The organism is Chitinophaga nivalis (assembly GCF_025989125.1).
Classification (GTDB): Bacteria; Bacteroidota; Bacteroidia; order Chitinophagales; family Chitinophagaceae; genus Chitinophaga; species Chitinophaga nivalis.
Window position 1 is genome coordinate 6,111,473 of sequence record NZ_JAPDNR010000001.1, and the last position, 25,221, is coordinate 6,136,693.

Consider the following 25,221-nt stretch of genomic DNA (forward strand, 5'->3'; position numbering starts at 1 on the left):
ATGACAATTTTTTTAAGATGATTAATGCATACGCGATTTGGTTGCGAGATATTGGGCCAGGCGTTCTATGCCTGTTTGAATCTGTGCGGGAGAAACATTACTGAAAGCGAGCCGGATCTCCTGGTCTCCTCCTTCACCCAGATAAAAGAATGACATCGGTGTAAAGATCACCCGGTATTGTTCTGCACAGGTGATCACATCTGCTTTGGTAATCCGGAAAGGCAGGCGGATAGTAATGAAAAAGCCCCCTTCCGGCGTGTTCCAGCTGATGTCCTGGGCACCCGGAAAAGCAGTGGCGTGGAATTGCGTTGCTAAAGCGGTTAACAGGTGCTGGCACTTTTCTTTGAGGTCATTGATTTTTTCTTTGTTCACAGCTTTGAGTGAATACTGGTGTTTATACAACATGCCGCCGAAAACAGCCTGATTCAGCGATGGGGTATTCACCGTGGTATAGCCTTTGGTTTTAGCCAGCAGGTCGCTCAACCGGGTCACCTGGCCTTCGTACATCAATTGCTGATCGGCTACCATCGCAGCCAGTCGCAAAGAGGGGTACAGGGTTTTGGAAAATGACCGCAGGTAAATTACCCGCTTGTTATCATCCATGGCTTTTATGGGTATATTTTCTTTCTCCCGGTAGGAAAAATCGCCGTAGGCATTATCTTCCAGGATATAAAAATCATATTGCTCCGCCAGTTCCAGCAGGCGGCGGCGGTTCTCCGGTGGCATGGCATTACCGGTCGGGTTCTGGTAATCTGCAATCACATATACCAGCTTTACATTTTTGCCCTGCTGGCGGCAGGATAATATTTTTTCTTCCAGCAACGGCAACGACATCCCCGATTCATTCACTGGTACAGGTTCCAGCGGATAACCGGCAATGAGGGCAAAATGCGTGATGCCCACATAGGTAGGATCTTCCACGATGATCACATCATTTTCCCGGTCACAAAGCGTCAGCACCGCCAGGTTGAGCGCTTCCTGCGTACCCACTGTAATCAGGATATCGGCCGGATCTGCCGTAATACCTTCGTCTTTTTGCAGGTATTGCGCCACTTCCTTATTGATGATTCCTTTTGTACGGTTGTATTGACCCAGGCTGCCTAAAATTTCATTCCGGTCTTTATTACCGGCTAACGCGATCGTATCTACGTAGTGATCAAAATAAGCGGAAAATTCCTGGATATCAAAGTAATGCTCATTGGGCCGGCCGGAAGCAAAAGAGATGGCTTCCGGATATTTCAACTGAATTTCATTCAGAAAACCCATCACATCTTCTCCCGTACTTTTCAATAAAGGGTTCACCTTACCGGCGATCTGTGGTACTACTATCATATCGAAAAATTTTCGGTGTTTTCTGTATCAAATAATTCATTATTGGCCCAGTAGATTTTTTCAATTTCTCCGGCAATACCTGCTACCGTCGGATAATTAAACAACACCTGCAGACTGATATTGACATCAAATACTTTTTTGATCTGGCTGGTCAGCCGGATGGCTTTTAAGCTATGTCCGCTCAGTTCAAAGAAATTATCATCCACCCCTATCTTTTCCTGGCCCAGTAATTCCTGCCACAAGGCTACCAGCTTTTCTTCCGTTTCATTACGCGGCGCCACGTAAGGCGTGGCTGTTTTCATACCCAGGCCGGCCGGTAATGGCAGCCGGTTACGGTCTACCTTACCATTTTCGGTCAGGGGCAGGGCTGGTAATGGCACATAGTGAGCCGGTATCATATAACCCGGTAAAGTCTGCGCCAGGAAACTACGTGTAGCCGATATAGTTAGTGCTGTTTTCATGACCAGGTAGGCTACCAGCTCCGGATTACCCTGCGCATCTTTTTTAGGTACTACCACGGCTTCTTCTATTTCCGGATGGCGGCGCAGCGCCGCCGTCACCTCACCTGGTTCGATGCGGTATCCCCGGATCTTTACCTGGTCATCTATACGACCGGCGAATACGATCTTACCTTCCGGCAGCCAGTAACCCAGGTCGCCGGTACGGTACATTTTTTCTCCCGGCCGGAACGGGTCTTCCACAAACCGGGTGGCCGTCAGTTCCGGGTTATTCCAATAACCATTGGCTACGCCATTGCCACTGATATAAATCTCACCGGTTACCCCTACCGGACATAACTGCCGCAACGCATCCAATACGTATACAGCGCCGTGGCAAAACGGTGCGCCCAGCGGAATGGGTACCGGCGGCTGTTGTACATCAATAGCTGTAATGAGTTTACCAATCGTGGCTTCAGAAGGACCGTAGTGGTTATATACGTTACAGGTACTCCCCTGCTCCCTCAGCGTGGTCAGGATATCCGGCGTCAGTTGTTCGCCACCGAAGATCAGGCACTTAGCGGGAGCAAACAGCTGACCGTTTGTTTGCAATGCTTTCCAGTGCGAAGGCACTATTTTGATGCCGTCCAGATTGGCCCGCAGCAATTGTTCCGACTCGATCACGGCTGCTGCGGTAAAGATGTGCAGCGTGATGCCTGTCATCAGTGCGGGATACAGAACCGTATTACCCAGATCGGCAGCAATGGTGGAAATCAACCCGCAGGTTTCACAATCTTCTATATTCGTATTACTCAGTACCCCATAGATATAATCCAGCAGTGCCCTGTGACTGATCATCACGCCTTTCGGCTGACCCGTAGAACCGGATGTATAAATCACATAGGCCAGGTCGTCCAGCCGGGCAGCCGGTGTACGGGCTGGTGTAGTGGCGGCTTCCGCATGTTCTTTTTTATCCTGCAGGTATACAGCGCCCTTATACTGTTTCAGTCGCGGCGTAAAGCTGGTTTGCGTGAGTAACAGCGTAATACCGGTATCTTTCAGCAGGAAGTCGATCCGCTCATCCGGATATTCCGGATCTATAGGCACATAGGCGTTGCCCAGTTTCAACACGGCCAGAATCGCTACAATCATATCAGCGGAGCGATCGAGCATGATGCCGATTAAACTGCCTGTTTTAATCAGGTAGTGTTTTTTCAGGTGGTTCATCAGCTGATTAGACTGATTTTCCAGTGCCCCGTAGGTGATACGTTGTTCTTTAAACACGAGTGCCAGGCGCTCCGGCGCATAGGCCGCCTGCGTGGCAAACTTGCTGACAAAGGTTTCTTCGTTGGTAAAATCTGATGCCTGATCAGCACGGAACTTCACCAGCAGTTGCTGTTTTTCTGCGGCGCTGAGATAAGGGAGTTCCTGTATCGCAGTACCCGGTGCTGCTATGATGGCTTCCAGCAACTGTATCAGGTGATCGGCCATTTGCAGGGCCGTATTCTTCGTATAGATGTCACTGTTATACCGGACGCCTACCTGAATATCTCCACCGGCCTCCACAAAATCGAACGACAGGTCGAACTTACTGTGCTGCCCTTCGCCGGCCTCATAGGCGCTGACTTTCAGGTCGCCCAGCTGCTGTGCTTCGCGGCTGTCCAGCTCCACATGCCGGAAAATCAGCATCACATCAAACAAAGGACTTCGGCTGATATCCCGTTGCAGGTTCAACGCATTAATCAGGTCATCGAAAGGATAGCCCTGGTGTGCATAGCCTTGCAACGTGCCTTGTTTCACGGTGCGCAACAGTTCCCGGTAAGTGTCGGTACCCTTGAACCGGGCCCGCAGCGCCAGTGTATTCAGGTAAAAACCGATCTGGTCATCCAGGTCGGCGTGTTCCCTGCCGGCAATCGGGCTGCCGATGACGATATCTTCCTGTCCGGAGTAACGGTACAACAGGAGGTTGACCAATGCCAGTAATCCCATGAACAGGGTGGCACCTTCTTCCCGGCACATATTCCGCACGCCTTTGGCTACCTTCGGCGGCATTGGCTTGCTGATAAATCCGCCGTTGTAGGTTTTTACGGCCGGACGTGGAAAGTCGCCATTGAGTTGCAGTACGGGTATAGTACCGGCAAACTGTGATAACCAGTATGCTTTATCGGCCTGCAAAGTAGCTGTCTGTCCCTGCTGCCATACGGCGAAATCCTTGTACTGTATGGGTAAAGGCCGTAAAGCGGCATCGCTGCCTTCGAGCCGGGCATTATACAGCTGCAGCAGTTCCCGGATGAGAATACCCATGGACCACTCATCGGTGATGATGTGGTGCAGCACATATACAAACACCCATTTCTGTGCGGCTACCTGGTACAACCCGGCTCTGATCAAGGGTCCGGTGGCGAGGTTAAACGCCGCCTGGCAATCTGCCTGTACCAACGCAATAGCTGCTGCTTCCGGATCCGCCGCCGACCGCAGGTCGCGGGTCTCCATCCGGAAACCACTGGCTGCTGCCGAACGGATGTATTGCCGGATCTCTCCTTCTTCATCTACCCCAAATACGGTCCGCAAACTTTCATGCCGCGCAATCAGGGCATCAAAAGATCCTGCAAAAGCCGCCTGATCCAACGCCCCTTCAAATACGTATACGCCCGGCATATTATACGCTACGTTGCTGTCTTCATACTGTCCCAGTATCCACAGCATACGCTGGGAAGCAGACAGTGGATAACTGTCTGCTTCCGGCGCTACCGGTATGTCTATTTTATCAGGATCCATACCTGCGGCACTCCCGGACAGGAAATCAAAGAGCGCTGTTTTGTGCTCTCTGATTTCTGCCAGTAATGCCGGATCTATATCAGATTGATCAGCAAACATTCTCAGCTTGCCGTCTATAATCTCCAGCAGGATATGATTTTCTTTTATTTTATTTAACAGTTCTCTCATAGATCGATTTCTATAAATCCGTCTCTTTGCTGTTTTTGATCACGCTGATCGATGATAAATGCCAGGTGTGCGCATAAATTCTCTACCGTCGGTTCCGTGAAGATGTGCTGGATGTTGATTTTCACGCCATAGTCTTTGCTGATCCGGGCTAACAACCGGATTACTTTCAGACTGTGTCCGCCGAGGTCAAAGAAGTTATCTTTGATACCTACTTTTTTCTTAGCCAGCAGCTCTTCCCATACGGCTACCATTTTTTCTTCCAACGGATTGCGCGGCGCTACATATTCCACACCGGCCAATACCGCCAGTCCTTCCGGCAACGGCAGGTTTTTACGGTCTGTTTTACCATTAGGCAGTAAAGGCAAAGTTTGCAGCTGTACATAATAACGGGGTACCATAAACGCCGGCAGGTGTTGCAATAACCAGGCGCGTATATCCGTAGCAGTGAGATTCTGTTTGCCGGTGAAATAAGCCACCAGTTCTTTTCCGTCTTCCTGCTGTGCGTGTGTTACCACTACCGCACCGGTGATGGCCGGATGTTTACGGAGGGTATTCTCTACCTCGCCGGTTTCGATACGGTAACCGTGTATTTTCACCTGGTTGTCTTTACGGCCTATCAAAGCGATATTGCCATCAGGCAGCCAGTAGCCCAGGTCGCCGGTACGGTACATTTTTTTACCCGCTTCAAATGGATCTGCTACAAATTTCTCTGTGGTCAGCGCTGGCTGGTGTAAGTAACCTTTGGTCACCCCTGCACCGCTGATGCAGATTTCACCCGGTACGCCGATCGGCTGCAGCTGGCCGTTTTCGCCGGTAATACGGATTTTGGTATTGGCGATCGGATGACCAATCAATACCGGTCCGTTGCCCGTGATACGGTATACTGTGCTATAGGTAGTGGTTTCGGTCGGACCATACAGGTTTCTCACCGTCATCTGCTCATAGTTCAGCGCGGACACCACCGCTGCCGGAATAGGCTCGCCAGCCATATTCAGTACACGCACGGCACTCAGGTCTGTCTGTTCTTTCAGCAAGGCATTCACCACACTCGGCACCGTATTCAGCAATATCCGCTGCTCTGTTTGCAGGTATTGCGTTACAGACAAGGCATCCGTTAACAGGCGCAATTGTTTGCCGGTAGTCAGCGGATAGAATATTTCAAACACCGACAGGTCAAAGCTGATAGAAGTCACCCCGAACACTACGTCTATTACTTCCTGGAATTCATCTATACTCCAATGGATAAACGCAGCTGCATTCGCGTGGGTAATCATCACGCCTTTCGGTGTACCCGTAGAACCAGAGGTGTAGATCACATAGGCCAGGTCTTCCGGCTGATGCACTTTTGCCAGGCTATCTGCCGGATATTGTGCTGCCTCTCTGCTGAAACGTTCCAGTTCCAGCTCATCCAGCACTACTTTACACTGACTGTCGGCCAGGATGTAATCAATTCTTTCCTGCGGATAGGCCGGATCAATCGGTACATAGGCACCACCGGATTTCAGCGCACCCAGGATGGCGATGACCATACCTTCATGGCGGCCGGTTTTAATACCGATCAGGTCTCCCGGCTGAATGGCATACTGCTTACGCAGGTAAGCCGCCAGCTGATTGGATTGTTGTTCCAGTTCCTGATAGGTCAGGCTGCGGTCATCAGACAACAATGCTGTTTGATGCGGGGTAGCAGCTGCCTGGGCTGTGAACAGGTCCGTGATGGTTTCTCCTGTAGGATACACCACGGATGTATTATTGAAGGTCTGCAGCAGGCTTTCTCTTTCATTACCACTGAGGAAGTCCAGTTGCCCCACGGGTTGCTCCGGTGCTGATACAATCGCTGTCAGCAATTGTTCAAAGTGATTCAGCAGCTGTGTGATAATTGTTTTCTCGTAGATATCACCATTGTACACCAGGTCTAATCGAAGCCCTGCTTCGGTTTCACCGAATTCAAATGACAGGTCGAATTTACTCAGGTGATAACCTTCATTTTCATAACCGGTTATTTCCAGCTCACCCAGTTGTTTTTTGACAGCGGATATATTGGTTTCTGCGTTCTGCAGGATGACCATTACATCAAACAAGGCACTTCTGCTCGTATCCCGTTTCAACTGCAGTTTGTCTACCAGTTCATCAAACGGATAGCGTTGATGTTCGTAACCGTCGAGAGAAAGTTGTCTTACTTCTGCCAGCAGTTCCAGGTAGCTCATATGACCGTTCATGCGGAGGCGCAGCGGTAAGGTATTGAGGTAGAAACCAATCTGGTCTTCCAGATCCGCATGTTCCCTGTTGGCAATCGGACTACCAATGATCAGGTCTTCCTGTTGTGTATAGCGGTGTAATAAAATACCAATCGCAGATTGCAGGGCCATAAACAAGGTACTACCCTGTTGCTGGTTCAAGGCTTTGATACCTTTAATCAGTTCTTTGCTGATAAAACGGGTCGTTTTACCACTGCGATAGGTTTTAACCGGCGGACGCGGATTACTACCTGGCAGTTCAAATACCGGCAGTTCACCGGCAAACTGTTTCAGCCAGTATGCTTCGTGCGTTTGCAACCAGTTACCTGCCAGTTGCTCCTGCTGCCATACCGCATAATCTTTGTATTGTATGCGCAATGGCGGTAATGCCAGTTTTTCTTTCCGCAGATGTGCATTATAGTACCCGAACAATTCCTGAATCAATATGCCCATAGACCAGGCATCACTGAGGATGTGATGGATCACATAGTTGAATACCCATTTATTATCGGCAATGCGGAATAACTCTGCACGTACCAATGGACCTGTTTCCAGATCAAACGCCTGCAGTTGCGATGCTTTTACCAATTCAATCAGGGCATTTTCCTGATCCGGCGTTTGCCGCAGGTCTACCTGATGGATACTGAATCCGTTCGCTTCCGGTTCCTGGATAAATTGTCTTACCTCACCCGCTTCGTTTGTTTTAAATACTGTGCGCAGAATTTCATGCCGGATCGCCAGGCTGTGGAAAGCCTGTTCCAATGCCGGGATATCCAGTTTACCACCGAATACATATACACCGGACATATTATAGGCAATATTTCCTTCTTCAAACTGGCTCAGTATCCATAAGCGGCGTTGGGAAGAAGAAAGCGGATAGCTTTCCTGTGCACCGGCTTCCGGAATGCTGATATAAGCGGTTGGTATGCCCTGGCGTACCAGTGTCACCAATTGCTCCAGCGTATTTTTAGCCAGGAGGTCTTTGATAGCTACCTTCACGCCCATTTTTTTGTAGATCTGGCTGGCCAGGCGGGTGGCTTTTAAGCTATGACCGCCCAGTTCAAAGAAATTATCTTTTACGCTGATCTTATCTTTACCCAGCAACTCCTGCCAGATAGCCACCATGGCAGCTTCCTGTTCATTGCGCGGCGCGATGTATTCCACTCCCGACAAGGCAGCCAGGTCGGCAGGCAGCACCAGGTTTTTACGGTCTGTCTTACCGTTGGGCAGTAAAGGCAAGGCCTCCAGCTGCACATAATAACGGGGAACCATAAACGCCGGTAACTGTTGTCCTAACCATTCGCGTATATCCACCGGGGTTATACTTTCCCGGGCGGTAAAGTAGGCAATCAGTTCTTTGTCTCCTTCGCGGTTCACAGGTACTGCTACTACCGCTTCCGTTATTGCCGGATGTTTGAGGAGGGTATTTTCAATTTCACCGGTTTCAATGCGGTAACCATGTATTTTCACCTGGTTGTCTTTACGGCCTATCAAGGCGATATTGCCATCAGGCAGCCAGTAGCCCAGGTCACCGGTACGGTACATTTTCTTAGCGGCATCAAACGGATCTGCCACAAATTTTTCTGCGGTCAGCGCCGGCTGATGTAAATAACCATTGGTCACACCTGCACCGCTGATGCAGATTTCACCCGGTACGCCGATAGGTTGCAGCTGACCGTTTTCGCCGGTGATGTGGATCCGGGTATTGGCGATCGGGCGACCAATCAATACCGGTCCGTTGCCGGTGATACGGTATACTGTGCTATAGGTAGTGGTTTCGGTAGGGCCGTACAGGTTTCTTACCGTCATATGCCGGTAATCCAGTGCTGCTACGCAGTTGGCCGGAATAGGCTCGCCGGCCAGATTCAATACGCGTACTGCACTCAGATCTGTCTGCTCTTTCAGCAAGGCATTCACTACACCTGGTACTGTATTCAGCAATATCCGCTGATCTGTTTGCAGGTATTGTGGTACAGACAAAGCATCCGGTAACAAGCGCAGTTGTTTGCCGGTTGTCAGCGGATAGAATATTTCAAATACCGACAGGTCGAAGCACATGGAAGTAACGCCAAATACTACATCTACATCTTCCTGGAATTCATCTATACTCCAATGAATAAATGCGGCTGCATTGGCGTGGGTGATCATCACGCCTTTGGGCGCACCCGTAGAACCGGAGGTATAGATCACATAGGCCAGGTCTTCCGGCTGATGCACTTTTACCAGGTTATCTGCCGGGTACTGTGCGGCTTCCTGACGGAAACGCGCCAGTTCAGCTGCATCCAGCACTACTTTACATTGGCTGTCGGCCAGGATGTAATCAATTCTTTCCTGCGGATAGGCCGGATCAACCGGTACATAAGCACCACCGGATTTCAGGGCGCCGAGTATCGCGAGGATCATACCTTCATCCCTACCGGTTTTGATACCGATGCGGTCTCCGGGTTGAATAGCATATTGTTTCCGTAAGTAAGCTGCCAGCTGATTGGATTGCTGTGCCAGTTCCTGATAGGTGAAGCTGCGGTCATCAGACAGGAGTGCCGTCTGGTGCGGTGTAGCAGCTGCCTGGGCTGTGAACAGATCCGTAATGGTTTCGCTGGCCGGATAGGCTACCGTTGTATGATTGAAGGCTTGCAGTTGTTCTTTTTCGCGGCTGCCGAGGAAGTCCAGTTGTGCGATGGACTGATCCGGTGCGGCGAGAATGGCTGTGATCAATTGTTCCAGGTGGTCGGCCATCTGTTCAATCACCGCATGCTCATAGATATCTCCGTTATAGGATAAATCCAGTTTCAGGCCTGCTTCTGCTTCACCAAATTCAAAAGACAGGTCAAACATGCTCAACACATACATATCATTTTCATAAGCCGTTACTTCCAGCTCACCCAGTTCCTGTATGATAGTAGGCAGTTTGTTTTCTGTATTCTGCAGGATGATCATCACATCAAACATGGCGCTTCTGCTCATGTCTCTTCTCAGTTGCAGTTTATCTACCAGTTCATCAAACGGATAGAGCTGGTGTTCGTAACCATCGAGGGTCAGTTGTCTGACATCTGCCAGCAACTGCCGGTAGCTCATATCGCCGTTAAAGCGAAGGCGCAGCGGCAGGGTATTCAGGTAGAAACCAATCTGGTCTTCCAGGTCGGCATGTTCCCTGCTGGCAATCGGACTACCAATGATCAGGTCATCCTGTTGTGTATAGCGGTGCAGCAAAATACCTACGATGGCTTGCAGGGCCATAAACAGGGTGCTGCTGTTTTCCTGGTTGAGGGCTGCGATGGCCTCTCCTATCTTCGGATCGATGAAACGGGTCAAACGTCCGCCACGATAGGTTTTAACAGGAGGACGCGGATGGCTGCCCGGCAGTTCAAATACCGGCAGTTCACCGGCAAATTGTTTCAGCCAGTAAGCTTCATGGGTATGCAGCCATTCTCCTTTGATCTGTTCCTGCTGCCAGGCCGCATAGTCTTTGTATTGTATGCGCAATGGCGGTAATTCCAGCGTTTCATTCCGCAGGTGGGCATTGTAATACCGGAGCAGTTCATGCATCAGGATACCCATGGACCAGCCATCTGTGAGAATGTGATGGATCACATAGTTGAATACCCATTTATTATCTTCAATACGGAACAGGTCTGCGCGGATCAGTGGTCCTGCTGCCAGGTCGAAGGCTTTCAGGTGAGAAGCTTTCACCAGCTCTGTCAGGGCATTGATCTGATCCGGTGTTTGCCGCAGATCCAGCTGCCGGATATGGAATCCGGTAGCTTCCGGATGTTTGATGATTTGTCTGATTTCACCGGCATCATCCAGCTGGAATACGGTACGAAGAATTTCATGCCGTTCCATCATGCTGATGAATGCCCGTTCAAATGCCGGAATATCCAGTTTACCACCGAATACATATACCCCTGGCATATTGTACGCTACGTTACCATCCTCAAACTGGCTCAATATCCATAAGCGGCGTTGGGAAGAAGAAAGCGGATAGCTTTCCTGTGCACCGGCAGCCGGCATATCGAAATAAGAGCTGTGCTGGCCCAGTTGTCCCAGACGTACCAGTTCGGCCTGTTGTTCCGGTGTATTTTTGGCAAACAGGTCTTTGATCGCGAGCTTCACGCCCAGTTCTTTATAGATCTGGCTGGCCAGGCGGGTGGCTTTTAAGCTATGACCACCCAGGTGGAAGAAGTCATCCTTCACCCCTACTTTCTCTTTACGGAGAATGTCCTGCCATATTCGCACCAGGGTTGTTTCTATCTCAGTACGCGGCGCTACATATTCCACATCGGAAGTGATACCAATGCTATCCGGATCCGGCAGACCTTTCCGGTCTACTTTACCATTCGGTGTTAATGGTAAGGCATCCAGCCGGATGAAATAAGCCGGCAGCATATATACCGGCAGGCGCTCGCCAAGGTAATCCCTTAATGCGGCGGTATCCAGCGACTCCTCACCCACTACATAGGCAATCAGTTCTTTTTCTCCGTCGCGGTTAGCTTTTGCAATCACTACTGCCGCTTCAATCTCTTCGTGCCGTTCGAGGGAGCTTTCAATTTCACCCAGCTCAATACGGTAACCTCTTATTTTAATCTGGGCATCTTTACGACCCATGAACTCTACCTGACCATCGACGATCCATTTACCCAGGTCACCGGTGCGGTACATTTTTTCTCCTGGCCGGAAAGGGTTGTCTACAAAACGGTCGGCCGTCAGTTCTGGTTGGTTCAGGTAACCACTGGCTACACCCGGGCCACCGATGCAGATTTCACCGGTTACACTCAAGGGCGCCAGTACCAATGCTTCATTCAGGATATATATTTCTGCACGGCTGATAGCACGTCCCAACACCGCACCACGCGTTGCCGGGGTAATGGTACCTGCCGGATGCGATAAATGCGTACAGAAGATGGTACCTTCTGTAGGGCCGTAGGAAATGCCGATACTGGCCGCCGGGAATACCTGCGACAGGTTATACAGCAAACTATCCGGCACGGCATCTCCACCAACAAAAATCCGTTTGATATGACCGTAACTGCCGGTCAGGTTATTATCCTGAATATGATTGATCAACAGGTTGAATACACCTGGAACGGCATCAATAAAGTCGACCGTTTTCAGGATTTCCGCAAAGCGGTGCATATCCTGCAGTTGTTCTTTGTCTACGACCACGCTGGTACCTCCCGATAACAGCGGTGTAAACAGCTGCAGCAGGGAGATATCGAAGGCATACGAAGCAATGAACGGTACTACTACCGGTTCGTGCTGCGTTAAATGCCCGATCACATGATCAATAAAGTGATGCAGGTTGCCATGTGGCACCGTCACCCCTTTAGGCTTGCCGGTAGAACCGGAAGTATAGATGACATATGCCAGGTTATCCGGTCCGCTATGTGATGCCGGATTATCCCACGGATACTGATCGGCTTCACCGCGGAAGGTGGCCAGTTCGGCGTCATCGATCAGTACTTTACATCCGCTGTCTGCTATCATATAGCTGATACGTTCCTGCGGATATTCCGGATCGATGGGCACATAGGCGGCGCCGCTTTTTAATACACCCAATATGGCAACTATCATCCACTCATTACGTTCCAGCTGAATACCGATCAGGTCATTCGGCTGCACCTGATAGGTTTGCCGCAGGTAGTGGGCCAGCTGGTTGGAACGTTCATGTAACTGGAGATAGGTCAGTTTTCTTTTTCCGGAGATCACGGCGATGTGATCCGGTGTTTTAGTCACCTGTTGTTCAAACAGGTCGATTACCGTCAGCGTACGATCGAAGGTATCTGCTACCGGAACCACCGCTGGTGCTGGTATTACCGGTGCTGCTACCTGGGCTGGTGCCGGCGCAGCAGGTGCGGCCCCTGCATTGAATTCATCCCGCAGTTCTGTCAGCAGGTCGAGGCTCTTCATCGCAGCAGGTATATCGATACCAAAGTCGATCAGACAGGCGATTTCATCTACCCCGATCTCACTTACCTTATGCAGTATTTCATGACAGGAAGCTTTGGTACCTACCAGGCTGGCGGTAGTCACATAACGGTGATAGGAATACTCCAGCATGTCCTGCAGATCATCAGGCGTAAATTGTTCGGTTGCCAGATCCGGTGCTGCACTGGCCGCAAAATTTTTCGCGAGGTCCAGTGAGCCGCTGAGGTAACTGATGAAAGGCGCCTTCGCTTTCGCATAGGTGGCTTCCAGGTCCTCGCCAAGATAAGCGTGGAGCATCAGCACCACCCTGTCTTTGCCCGGTTCGTGGCCGTTCTCTTTATAAGCCTGCCGGTATGCGTTGATTTTTACGGCTACATCTTCGAGGGTACCATTCAGCATATTGGTGAGGATACCCGCTCCCATTTTACCGGCAGCAATAAATGTTTCTATACGGCCGGCAGAAGAAATCCAGAGCGATAATTCTTTCTGTACCGGTTTAGGATAAATCTGTGTGGGGGAAAGATCTCCGTTACCATCTTTAAAGGATACGGCTTCTCCCCGCCAAAGTTTCTTGATGGCATCCAGCCCGTCGTACATATGCTGGTGCCGGTGTTTATGATTACCTGGCGACAACACGAAGTCGCTCACATTCCAGCCGGAAGCGCAGGCAATACCTACGCGGCCACCGGAAATATTATCTACAATGGACCATTCTTCTGCAACCCGCAAAGGAGAGTGCAAAGGAATCACCACACTGCCCGCGCGGATAGCAATATTTTTGGTGATGGCGGCTAATGCAGCGCCCAACACAGCCGGATTGGGGTATGGTCCGCCAAAACGGTTGAAGTGGCGCTCCGGTGTCCAGACAGCCGTATAACCATGAGCATCGGCATATTTAGCGCCTTCAAATAACAGGGTGTATTTATCAGTCCCTTCTTCTTCATTTCCAAAATAAAAGAGGCCGAAGTCCAGTTGTTTTTTTGCTGCTACCGGTGCTGGCGCTGGTGGTTGCGGTGTATTTACCTGCAGGTTGTTAAAGGACTGCAATACCTCCTGCTGTTCGGCTTCATTCAGTAATGGTATCTGATTAAGCGGAATATCCACGCCAGTCAGCAGTACTTCCAGAATCTGGAGATAATGGCCGGCCATGCGCACGGCAGTGCTTTCAAAGAAGATGTCGGTATTGTATTCAATCCGCATCTTGATTTCATCTCCGAGGTCATTGAAGTTGAACAGTACGTCAAATGGGGTGAACGGATTCTCGCCGCCTTCATACAGTTCCACAGCTACATCTCCGAAGTTCAGTTCCTGTGCATCTGCATAGATCTCTGTTTTCTGCAGGATCACCATCGCATCGATCATCAGGTTACGGCCGGTATCTCTATGTACCTGCAGTTCATCCACCAGTTCATCAAAAGGATATTGCTGGTGTTCAAATGCATTCAGGGTAACCTGTTTGATGTTTTTAAACAGTTGCTTGAAGGTATCAGATCCGTTGAACGTAGATCTTAATGCCAGCGTATTTACATAGAAACCTACCTGTTCTTCCAGTTCCACATAGTCCCTGCTGGCAATCGGAAACCCCACAATCAGGTCTGTCTGGTTGGTATAGCGGTACAGCAATGTCTTCATGATGGACAATAAGCCCATGAACAAGGTACCGCCATTGCTGCGGCAAAGCGCTTTAATGGCTTTGGTTTGACGCGCATCCAGGAAGCGGGTTACCGAACCGGCGCGATAGGATTTAACCAGCGGCCGGGGTTTATCTGCCGGCAGTTCCAGCAGTGGTAACTCTCCTTCGAATTGTTTCAGCCAGTACTCCCTGTGGGTTTTAAAGATTTCTGTACGGATATGCGCCTGTTGCCAGTGTGCGTAGTCTTTGTAGTGGATACGCAGCGGCTGTAAAGGATTCGGCGCACCTTGTATGTAGGCATTATATACCGCCAGCAGTTCTTTGAACAGCACGCCCATGGACCAGCCATCTGCAATGATATGGTGGGTCACATACATGAATACATATTTGGACTCCTCTACCTGATACAGGTTGGCGCGGATAATCGGACCGGTTACCAGGTCGAAGGGTTTCAGAATTTCTTCCGTTACCAGCGCCCTGATTTTCTCTTCTGATTTTTCTACTGCCCGAAAATCCCGGTAGTCGATTTTAAATGCCACAGATGATGCCGGCTGTACGAATTGTTTCAACACATCGTTTTCATCTTCCTTAAAGATGGTACGTAAACTTTCGTGTCGTTCAATCACCGTCTGGAAAGCTACTTCCAGCGCATCTTTTTTCAGCGGACCATCAAAGATGTATACGCCGGGCATGTTATAGGTAGTGTTACTTTCGTCGAACTGACTGGCGATCCAGGAACGGCGCTGAGGAGAAGACAACACATAGCCGTCCAGTACCGGTGCTACCGGTATACCGTCTGCTTCTATCATCGCAGAAGAAGTACTCAGGAAATCGATGAGTTCTTTTTTATTGCTTCTGATTTCCTGCAACAACGGATCGGGTAACAGTTCTCCTTCAAAATTTATTTCCAGGTCAGTACCCGCCAATGCTACGCCGATATTATTTTCTTTCAGCCGTTTTAATAAGTTTGCTATGCTCATATTGTAATAGTCTTTCTGGTGATAACCTGCTCGCTCACAGGCAACAAATTGAGTTCATCGATGTTGGCGCCTATCTGCCGGATCGTTTGCATGCCGAAGAAATCTTTTAACGATAACTCCACATTAAATTCATTTTTGATCCTTTTCAGCAGCACCATTCCTTTGAGGGAATCTCCTCCCAGTTCAAAAAAGTCATCTTCCACGCCGATATCATCTATACCAAAGAAGCGTTCAAAAATACCTTTGAGCCGTTCTTCCGCATTGGTAGCAGGTGGTATATAGCTGGTCGGTAAATCAGGCCGTTCGGCTCTTTTCACCGGCACTACCGGTTGTTCTTCCACCTGCGCTGCTGCCGCTTGCTGGGGCTGCGGATCCAGGGCATAGAGTTCTCTTACCAGGTCATTATCAAACGGATTTACTTCCGCAGGATAACTTACTTTTTCAAAAGCATAGGTAGGTAAAGAGATACGGTTTCTTTTTTCGAAGCGGTAGTAACCTTTCCAGTCGAAGGTCAGGCCCTGTTGCCACAGCTGGCCGATACGTACGGTCAGGTATTTCAGATCGTTTTCTTTTTCCTTAGCCGGACGTAAGAGGTTGAAGGCTACCGGGCGTACGCGGGCGGGCTGTTGTTTCAGCAGCGCCACGAGCGACTGTCCCGCTCCTACTTCCAGGAAAGTCCAGTCTTCTTTCAGGGCCAGCAATGTTTTTACGCCATCGGAAAAACGAACGGTTTCCCGCAGGTGGCGTACCCAATAGGCAGGCGTAGTCGCTTCTGCAGCGGTAATTTCCTTACCGGTTAAATTGGAGATAAACGGCAACTGCATTTTTCCGAAAGTCACGGAGGCCAGCACTTCCCGGAAAGCTTCGAGGATAGGATCCTGCATACCGGAATGGAATGCATGGGAAGTATGGAGCGTGATATGAGAAATATCCGCCTCATCCAACCGGGCTTTCAAGGCTTCAATAGCAGGCGTTTCACCGGAGAACACGACTTGTTCCGGGCCATTCACGGCAGCCAGGAAAATGTTTTCATCCAGGTAGATGCGGGCTTCTTCTTCTTTCAGGGGCACACTCAACATAGTGCCACCCGGCAGGCTGTTCATCAGCGCACCGCGTTGTACCACTATTTTCAGGGCATCTTCAAAAGAGAAAATACCGCTGATACAGGCGGCTACGTACTCGCCTATACTGTGTCCGATCATCTGCTGCGGTACAATACCCCAGGACAACAACAGCTGGGCCAGTGCATATTCCAGCAGGAAGATCACCGGCTGCGCAAATTTGGTTTCATTGATGCGGCCAGTAGTATCGTTGAATACAATATTTTTAAAGTCTTCACCTGTCAGGGTTTGCACGATGGCAAAACCTTTATCCAGGTATTCGCGGAATACCGGTTCAGCCTCGTACAGGTCTTTGCCCATGCCGGCGTATTGCGAACCTTGTCCGGAAAACAGGAATACGACTGCATTTGCGTTGTCTTTGCTTTTGGTAACCTGTTCTTTCAGCTTACCGGATTCCAGTAATGCCAGGAGTTCTTCGGTATCTTTATAGAGCACTGCTTTACGGTAGGTAAAGTGCTTCCGGCCTGCCTGCAGCGTATAGGCCAGGTTGGCAGGATCTGTTGCAGGCTCCTGTTGCAGGAAATTTTTCAGCAGGTCGGCATACCGGCCCAATGCCGCTTCTGTCCGGGCAGACAGGGTGAGTAATTTATACGGCCGGCCGGCATCTCCCGGATCGGCTTCCGGCGCTTCTTCCAGAATGGCGTGGGCATTGGTGCCACCGATACCAAAAGAGCTGACACCCGCGCGTAACGGTGCATCTCCGCTGCGTTCCCAGGATTGCAGGGAGGTATTCACATAAAACGGTCCGTTCTCAAAGTCGATACCGGGATTGGGTGTTTTATAATCCAGGCTGGGTGGAATGGTTTTATATTTCAGGGACAGCGCGGCTTTAATCAGGCCGGCAATACCTGCCGTATTATCGGAGTGGCCGATGTTACTTTTCACCGAACCAATGGCACAGCGATGCGCTTTGTTCCGGTTAAAGGCGATGTTGAGTGCTTCTATTTCGATCGGATCTCCCAGGCGGGTACCGGTACCATGTGTTTCAATATAGCTGATGGAATCCGGTTCTACGCGGGCGAACTTGTGCGCCGTGCGGATACAGGCAGCCTGGCCTTCCACGCTCGGGGCAGTATACCCTACTTTCCGGTTGCCGTCATTATTGAGAGCAGTGCCTTTGATCACAGCATATATCTGGTCGCCATCATTGAGGGCATCGCTCAGTCTTTTTAACAGCACCACACCAGCGCCTTCACTGTTCACGGTACCGCTGGCATCTTTGTCGAATGCGCGGCAATGACCATCGGAAGAGAAGATCATGCCTTCCTGGTGCAGGTAACCATCACGTTGCTGGGTACCGATGGTAACACCGCCGGCCAAAGCCATGTTGGCTTCGCCGAGGAGTAAACTCTTACAGGCCATGTTCACTGCTGTCAAAGAAGTGGAACAGGCGGTATTGACAAAAAGGGAAGGCCCTTTGAGGTTTAATTTATAAGAGATGAGGGTAGTCAGGTGCTCTTTGCTGCTGATGAGATCCAGCGTAAAATTATCGATATCCTGTTGCTGGTTTTGCTGCAGGGCACTGATACGCCAGTTGAGATCATCTCCGGCGCCGGCGTACAGGCTGATCAGCTCATTCATCTGTTCCGGATTGTAACCGGCATCTTCCAACGCTTCCCATACACATTCATGAAAAATACGGTGTACCGGATTCATTAACCGGGCTTCTCCGGGGAGATAATCAAAGAAGGCCGCATCAAACAGTTCTTTTCCTTTCAGGGAAGCTTTTGCTTTTACAAAATTGGGCTGCCGGATGGTTTTTTCATCCACACCTGCTGCCAGCAATTCCTGATCGGTTAAAACCTGAATGGAGGAGGTTCCGTTCACTAAATTATTCCAGTATTCCCGCCAGTTACCGGCACCCGGTAAACGGCATGCCACTCCTATAATGGCGATTTCTAATCCTGTGTACTTTTGATTATTTTTCATGCGTGTGGTGATTTAATAAGTGAAGTGTTTGGTCCATAACGTCAACAGCAGCGCCTATACCCTCGTCCAAGGCTGCAACAGCGACAGTTTCATCTGTAAATAAATGGTTAGCTAGCGCACTGATATTGGGGAACCTGAAGGCTACAACAACAGGTATTTTTTTATTAAACTGCTTGTTCATCAGTTCCACCATCCGTACTATTTTCAACGAATTTCCACCCAGGTCAAAGAAATTATCATTCACACCGATTTTCTTATCGCCCAGTATTTCTTTCCAGATGGATACCAGCTGCTCTTCCGTTTCATTTTTGGGGGCTACATACTCCACACCTGTTTCCATGCTCATGCCTTCGGGGTCTGGTAACCGCTTCCTGTCTACTTTTCCATTTGGGGATAACGGTAAAACAGGTAGCAGCACATAATAATCTGGAACCATATAAGCTGGCAAAACATTCCCTAAATATGCCCGCAACAATGATGTATTCAACGTGGAATTCCCTACAATATAAGCTACTAATTCCAACTCTCCCATTTTATTGGGCTTGGCCATCACCACCGCTTCCCAGATATCCGGATGACGCAGTAAATGGCTTTCTATTTCGCCGGTTTCTATCCGGTAACCACGCACTTTCACCTGCAGATCTTTCCGGCCCAGGAAAACAAGACTACCATCGGGCAGCCATTTAGCCAGGTCTCCGGTTTTATAGATACGTTCTCCCGGCACAAAAGGATCCGGAATAAATTTCTCCGCTGTCAATTCGGGTTTATTCAGGTAACCTCTTGCCAGTATCGGCCCGCCTACACACAGTTCGCCTACCACGCCCACAGGCAATAATTGCAGGTGATCATCCACAATATAGATACGGGTATTGGGGTTGGGAATACCGATAGAAGAACCGCCGCTTAAATACACATCCTTGTAGGTGTGTATATTGTGCGTAATGAAAAGGGTACTTTCCGTAGGACCATACAACCCGCATGTTTTCACATTCGGGAATACTTCCCGGACGCCGCGCAACAGGTGTTCTGTTACCGGCTCCCCGCCTGCGAAGGCATATTCCACGCCCAGATAATCCTGGTGTGTGCCGGCGGCCTGAATATAGTTGACTACCTGCTGCATCAATACCGGTACTGCATGCAGCATGTTTACCTCTTTGACTTTTTCTGCTATCCACGCCACATCCTTCATCCGGTCTTCGTCCGGCATAACGGCAGTACCACCGGATATCAACGGATAAATACATTCATACACCGACAGGTCAAATACGTTGGATGCCAGTAAAGGCACGACCCCGCCATTTTCGGAATGGAAAAGGTGCATGCTGGCCTCAAACAGATTGACAATCGCGCCGTGTTCAATCATCACGCCTTTAGGCTGCCCGGTAGAACCGGAGGTATAAATGATATAGGCCAGGTTGTCGCGGCTTACCTGCAACGCCAACGGGCCGGGATCTGTTGCACGCAGGTGACGCAGGTCATAGCGTTTTTTACCGGCAGGAACTGTGCTGGTAATATCCGCCACTTCCTTATTCATACATACCACATGCCCCAGGATATCGCTGCGTTCCTGCAGTCGGAGACTAACCGGCAGCAAGCTTTCTATGGTCAGCAGCGTATGCAGTCCGGCATCCAGGGTTACGTAATGCAGGCGGTCTTCCGGTGAATTACGGTCCATGGGTACATATACCCCACCGGCTTTCAGGATGCCTACAAAAGAGATGATCAGTTCTTTACAACGGGTCATCAGCACGCCTACGCGGTCTTCCCGTTGCAGGCCGGTTTCTTCCAGTAAGAAACGCGCCAGCTGATTCGCCTGTTCATTCAGTTGCCGGTAGGTGAGCGTAATGCCATTATCGATAACGGCAATCGCGTCCGGCTGCTGTTGATATTTTTTCTCAAACAGTTCGTGTAACGTACACGGATGTACGTATTCCAGGTGTGCGCCCTGCACGAAGCTGGTTAGTAACTGTTGTTCTTCTGCCGCCGTCACCATATTGATACGCGACAGGGCAATCTGCGGCTGCGCCAGTACCACTTCCAGTATCTGCAGGAAATGGCCGCTCAGGCGGCGGATAGTATCCGGATGGAAGATCGCGGAATAGTATACCAGGTGTATTTCTATTTCCGTTTCCCATTCTGCCACCAGCCACGACATATCAAACTTGCTGACTTTCAGGCCACCCCAGGCCAGTTTATCCAAAGCAGCGGTATCTGCGCCCAGCAAGGCGGAACCATCAATCGCACCGGTCGCAAAATTCTGTACCATCATCACCACATCAAACACCGGGTTGCGCGATGGATCGCGTTCTACCCGCAGGTGGTCTACCAGTTCTTCAAACTGTACGTCCTGGTGTTCATAGGCGGTAATGCTGTCGGCCACCAGCTGTCGGTAATAGTCGGTAAATGGTTGCTCTCCATCTATGGAGGTACGCATGATCAACGTATTCATAAACATGCCTACGATCTTGTCCAGATCGGCATGGTGCCGGTTGGCAATCGGGCAGCCAATCAATACGTCATCCTGGCCGGTATATTTGTACAAAAGTATATTCAGTGCTGCCAGCAAGGTCATTTGCAGGGTACCCTGCTGTTGCCGGCCAAACTCCCGGATCTTCGCGGTAAGCGCCGCCGGGATGGTAAACACATGGGTATCTCCTTCATAGGTAAAGGCAGCCGGACGGGCATAATCCGTAGGGAAATTCAGTTTGGGAATACCGCCTGCCAGTCTGGATTTCCAGTAGGCCAGCTGCGTTTCCTGTGCGCCGTTTTCCAGCCGGTCGCGCTGCCACAGGGCGAAGTCGCGGTACTGCAGGCGTAAAGGCGGCAGCTCAATACCCTGGTATAACTGCAGGAAATCATCCATCAGTATCTGATGGGAAGTACCATCTGAAATCACATGGTGCAGGTCTGCTATCCATACATACCCCAGCTCTTTCACGTGCACAATGGCCGCCCGTAATAAAGGCGCCGTGTTCAGTGCAAACGGGCGGATGAAGGCATTCATGCAGGCTTCGAAATCTGCCTGCACACAGCTATATTCTTCCAGTACCACGGGTACTTCCGGATGCACCTGTTGCATCAGGGCGCCCTCTACATACACGAAAGCCGTACGGAAGCTTTCATGGCGGGCTACCAGCCGTTGCAGCGCAGTTCTCATGCGCGGCCTGTCAATGGTGTGGCCCAGATAATGTATCATGGGCATATTGTAAGCCAGGCTGTCTGGCGTAAGCTCCTGTAGGAAAAACAACCGTTGCTGTGCTGATGCCAATGGATAATACGTCTGCTCCTGTGCCTGCGGAATAGCGATATAAGCCGTTTTAAGGCTCTTACTGATCAGGGCTGCCTGCTGCTCCAGCACCGGGTTAATAAACAGCTCTTTCAGGGCTAATTTCACTTCAAACGCCTGATAGATCCGGCCGGCCAACCGGGTGGCTTTCAAACTGTGGCCTCCCAGGTCGAAGAAGTTGTCTTTTACGCCGATGTCTGTTCTGCTCAGGACTTCTGTCCAGATAGCGGCCAGCTGTTGTTCTGTGGCGTTCCGCGGCGCGATATAGGTAACCGCAGAAAGTACGGCTGTACCTACCGGGTCCGGCAGATTGTGCCGGTCTGTTTTACCGTTGGGCGTCAGGGGCAGCTGCTCCAGCTGCATAAAGTAAGCCGGTATCATATAGGCAGGCAGGGTTTGTCCCAGCGCGGCCCGCAGTGCGGTAATATCCAATTGTTCCTTGCCTGTTACATAGGCGACCAGCTGCTTTTCTCCGGCGGCATCGGTGCGTACGACCACAATAGCCGCTTCCACCGGCGGATAGGCCAGTAAGGTATTTTCAATTTCTCCCGGTTCAATTCGGAATCCGCGGATCTTTACCTGGTCATCTTTCCGGCCGGCAAAGGCAATATTGCCATCCGGCAGCCAGCGACCCAGGTCACCGGTTTTATACATCAGCGTACCTGGCACCAGCGGATTGGCGACAAACTTTTCCGCCGTCAGCGCGGGATTATTCAGGTATCCCTGCGATAAGCCATATCCGCCTACACAGATTTCTCCGATGGCGCCCGGCAGCGATAACTGCTGCAACGGATCGAGGATATACACGGTGCTGTTGCTGACCGGTTTCCCGATAGGAATATCGCTCAGCGCACTGGTAATCCGGTAGGTTAAAGAGAACGTTGTATTTTCTGTAGGGCCGTATCCGTTGATGATTTCCAGCTCCGGATAACGGGCATGCAAGGCGTTGATATGATCGGGCGATAATTTATCGCCACCGGCCAGGATGGTTTTCAGACCACGGAACATTTCCAGGTCTTCTTCAATCAGCTGATGCAGCCAGCCGGCCGTAAACCAGACGATGCTGATCTGCTGTTCCTGCAGCACTGCTGCCAGCTGGGTAGTGTCCAGCAGTACATCCTGTGTGCAGAGTACCAGCTTGCCGCCATGCAGCAAGGCGCCCCAGTACTCGAGCGTTGTTACGTCAAAAGCGGCGGCGGATGTAGCCAGCCATATTTCGTCGCCGGTGAAGCGGTAGTAGTTGGCGCCTTTCACCAAACGTACCACGCTGCGTTGCTCCACCATCACGCCTTTGGGCTGTCCGGTGGAACCAGAGGTATACATCACGTAGGCCAGCTGGTCTGCGGCGATATCCACCTGCAGGTTGTCCGGCGTATAGGCGTGGCTGACCGCTTTAAAGGCTGCCAGTACTTCTTCATTCACCAGTACCTTACATTGGCTGTCGGCCACAATATGGGCGATGCGTTGCGCCGGATAGGCCATATCTACCGGCACATAGGCGCCACCGGCTTTCAGGATACCTAATACGGTAATCACCTGCCATTCGCTGCGGGCACACTGGATGCCTACCAGCATGCCAGGTTGCACGCCATAAGTGGTTTGCAGGAACCGCGCCAGGCGGTTTGCCTGTTCATTCAGCTCCCGGTAGGTAAGTTGTATATTTTCAAAGATAAGCGCTGTCTTGTCCGGCGTTGCCTGTACCTGTTCTTCAAACAGGGAAACAATGGAACGATCGGCCGGAAAGTCGGCAGCGGTATCATTATAGCTGGTCAGTAACTGTTGTATGGTGGCTTCACTCAACACAGGCAGCCGGTTCACTGCCGTATCCGGCTGGTGTACTGCCACTGTCAGCAACTGCGTAAAGCAGGTGGCAATGCGGGCAATCGTGCTTTCACCAAACAGGTCCCGGTTATATTCAATCGCCATCTGTAACGTACCATTGGTCGTTTCCAGGAAATTGAAAGAGAGATCAAATTTGCTGGACAGGTGCTCCATGCCATTATAGCCGCTTACCTGCAGTCCGCCTGTCTGCGCCGGATCGGGCGCCTGGCCTGCGGCATGGTTCTGCAGAATCAGCATCACATCAAACAAGGCGCTGCGGCTCATCTCCCGTTGTAACGGCAACGCCTCAACGAGTTCATCAAACGGGTAGGCCTGATGATCGTAGGCTGCCAGGGTAACCTGCCGGATCTGCTGTAGCAGCTGCAGGAAAGTATCGTCTCCGCTGAACTGTGTTCTCAGCGCGAGGGTATTCAGGTACAAACCAATCTGGTCTTCCAGTTCGGCCTGTTCACGCCCGGCAATCGGGGTGCCGATAATAATATCTTCCTGTTGGGTATAACGATGTAATAAACTGTTGAGTACAGCCAGCAGTCCCATAAACAAGGTAGCGCCCTGTTCGCGGCAAAGCTGGTGCAGCCCCTGACTGATGTCGGGCGCAATGGTATGGGTCACCAATCCGCCGTTATAGGTTTTGATGGCGCTGCGTGGAAAATCCAGGGGCAGGTCCAGCACGGGCAAACTGCCGCTGAACTGCTCCAGCCAGTAGGCTTTGTGTGCCTGTAAGGCGTCTCCTGCCAGCAATCCCTGCTGCCAGGCGGCGTAATCCCGGTACTGGATAGCCAGTGGCGCCAGCGGAAATGCTTCACCGGCGATGTGTGCCGCATAATACTGCAATAATTCCTGCAGTAAAATACCCATCGACCAGCCATCGCTGACAATGTGATGCAATACATAACAGCACACCCATTTCTGCGGCGCGATGCGGTATACCACCACACGGATCAGCGGACCTGTTGCCAGGTCAAAGGGCCGGATGCAAAAGTCCTGCAACAGGGCTTTCAATGGCTGTTCCGTTTCCGGCACTCCCTGCAGATCCTGGTGTTCTACATAAAATCCGGTGGCATCCGCCGGCAATACCTGTTGCCATACCACGCCGGCTTCATCCTGCCGGAAGATGGTGCGGAGACTTTCATGCCGTTGTAACAGCCGGTTGAAGGCTGTTTCCAACGCCACATTATCCAGTGTTCCTTCAAACACATGGATGCCCGGAATATTATAGGCCACACTGCCCTCTTCAAACTGGCTGAGTACCCACAGGCGGCGCTGCGCATTAGACAACACATACAACGGCTGATCTGCAATACGGGGAATATTGCCGGCGGCCTGTTGCTGTTTCTTTTTCCGCTCTGCCTTAATAAAATCGAGAATAGCGGCTTTGTGGTCTTTGAGCTGTGCTTTGTCGGATGCAGTCAGCGCGCTTAAAGGACCATTTAAGCGGATATTGAGGCCTGTGTCATCCATGTCAATGGCGAGGCCTTTAGACTTAAGTGATGACAGTATGGATAAAACGTCTTTCATACCTGGATAAATAATTTAAAAAACACAGGAAAGGTATT

Annotated in this window: 5 protein-coding genes; all 5 read right to left on the reverse strand. The window is 50.6% G+C overall.

Going from position 1 to position 25,221, the window contains the following annotated elements:
- Positions 1-21: 21 nt before the first annotated feature.
- From OL444_RS23030 to OL444_RS23050, 5 genes are read right to left on the reverse strand one after another with little or no spacing between them, the layout of a single operon-like run.
- Positions 22-1,332, reverse strand: coding sequence for an aminotransferase-like domain-containing protein (locus tag OL444_RS23030; protein WP_264729488.1), 1,311 nt, complete (start codon positions 1,330-1,332; stop codon positions 22-24).
- Positions 1,329-4,715: a non-ribosomal peptide synthetase gene (locus OL444_RS23035; RefSeq protein WP_264729487.1), complete on the reverse strand. Its 3,387-nt coding sequence runs from the start codon at positions 4,713-4,715 to the stop codon at positions 1,329-1,331. The genes OL444_RS23030 and OL444_RS23035 overlap by 4 nt, the downstream gene beginning before the upstream one ends.
- A complete protein-coding gene (locus OL444_RS23040; protein WP_264729486.1) occupies positions 4,712-15,487 on the reverse strand; it encodes a non-ribosomal peptide synthetase in 10,776 nt (3,591 codons plus the stop codon). Before OL444_RS23040 ends, OL444_RS23035 begins: the two co-directional genes overlap by 4 nt.
- Positions 15,484-18,537: a type I polyketide synthase gene (locus OL444_RS23045; RefSeq protein ID WP_264729485.1), complete on the reverse strand. Its 3,054-nt coding sequence runs from the start codon at positions 18,535-18,537 to the stop codon at positions 15,484-15,486. Before OL444_RS23045 ends, OL444_RS23040 begins: the two co-directional genes overlap by 4 nt.
- Positions 18,527-25,183: a non-ribosomal peptide synthetase gene (locus OL444_RS23050; protein WP_264729484.1), complete on the reverse strand. Its 6,657-nt coding sequence runs from the start codon at positions 25,181-25,183 to the stop codon at positions 18,527-18,529. The genes OL444_RS23045 and OL444_RS23050 overlap by 11 nt, the downstream gene beginning before the upstream one ends.
- Positions 25,184-25,221: the final 38 nt, after the last annotated feature.

What these genes read in the sequence shown, in the direction of transcription:
- OL444_RS23030 (WP_264729488.1), bottom strand. Translation starts at nt 1,332, where the DNA reads ATGATAGTAGTACCACAGATCGCCGGTAAGGTGAACCCTTTATTGAAA.
- OL444_RS23035 (WP_264729487.1), bottom strand. Translation starts at nt 4,715, where the DNA reads ATGAGAGAACTGTTAAATAAAATAAAAGAAAATCATATCCTGCTGGAG.
- OL444_RS23040 (WP_264729486.1), bottom strand. Translation starts at nt 15,487, where the DNA reads ATGAGCATAGCAAACTTATTAAAACGGCTGAAAGAAAATAATATCGGC.
- OL444_RS23045 (WP_264729485.1), bottom strand. Translation starts at nt 18,537, where the DNA reads ATGAAAAATAATCAAAAGTACACAGGATTAGAAATCGCCATTATAGGA.
- OL444_RS23050 (WP_264729484.1), bottom strand. Translation starts at nt 25,183, where the DNA reads ATGAAAGACGTTTTATCCATACTGTCATCACTTAAGTCTAAAGGCCTC.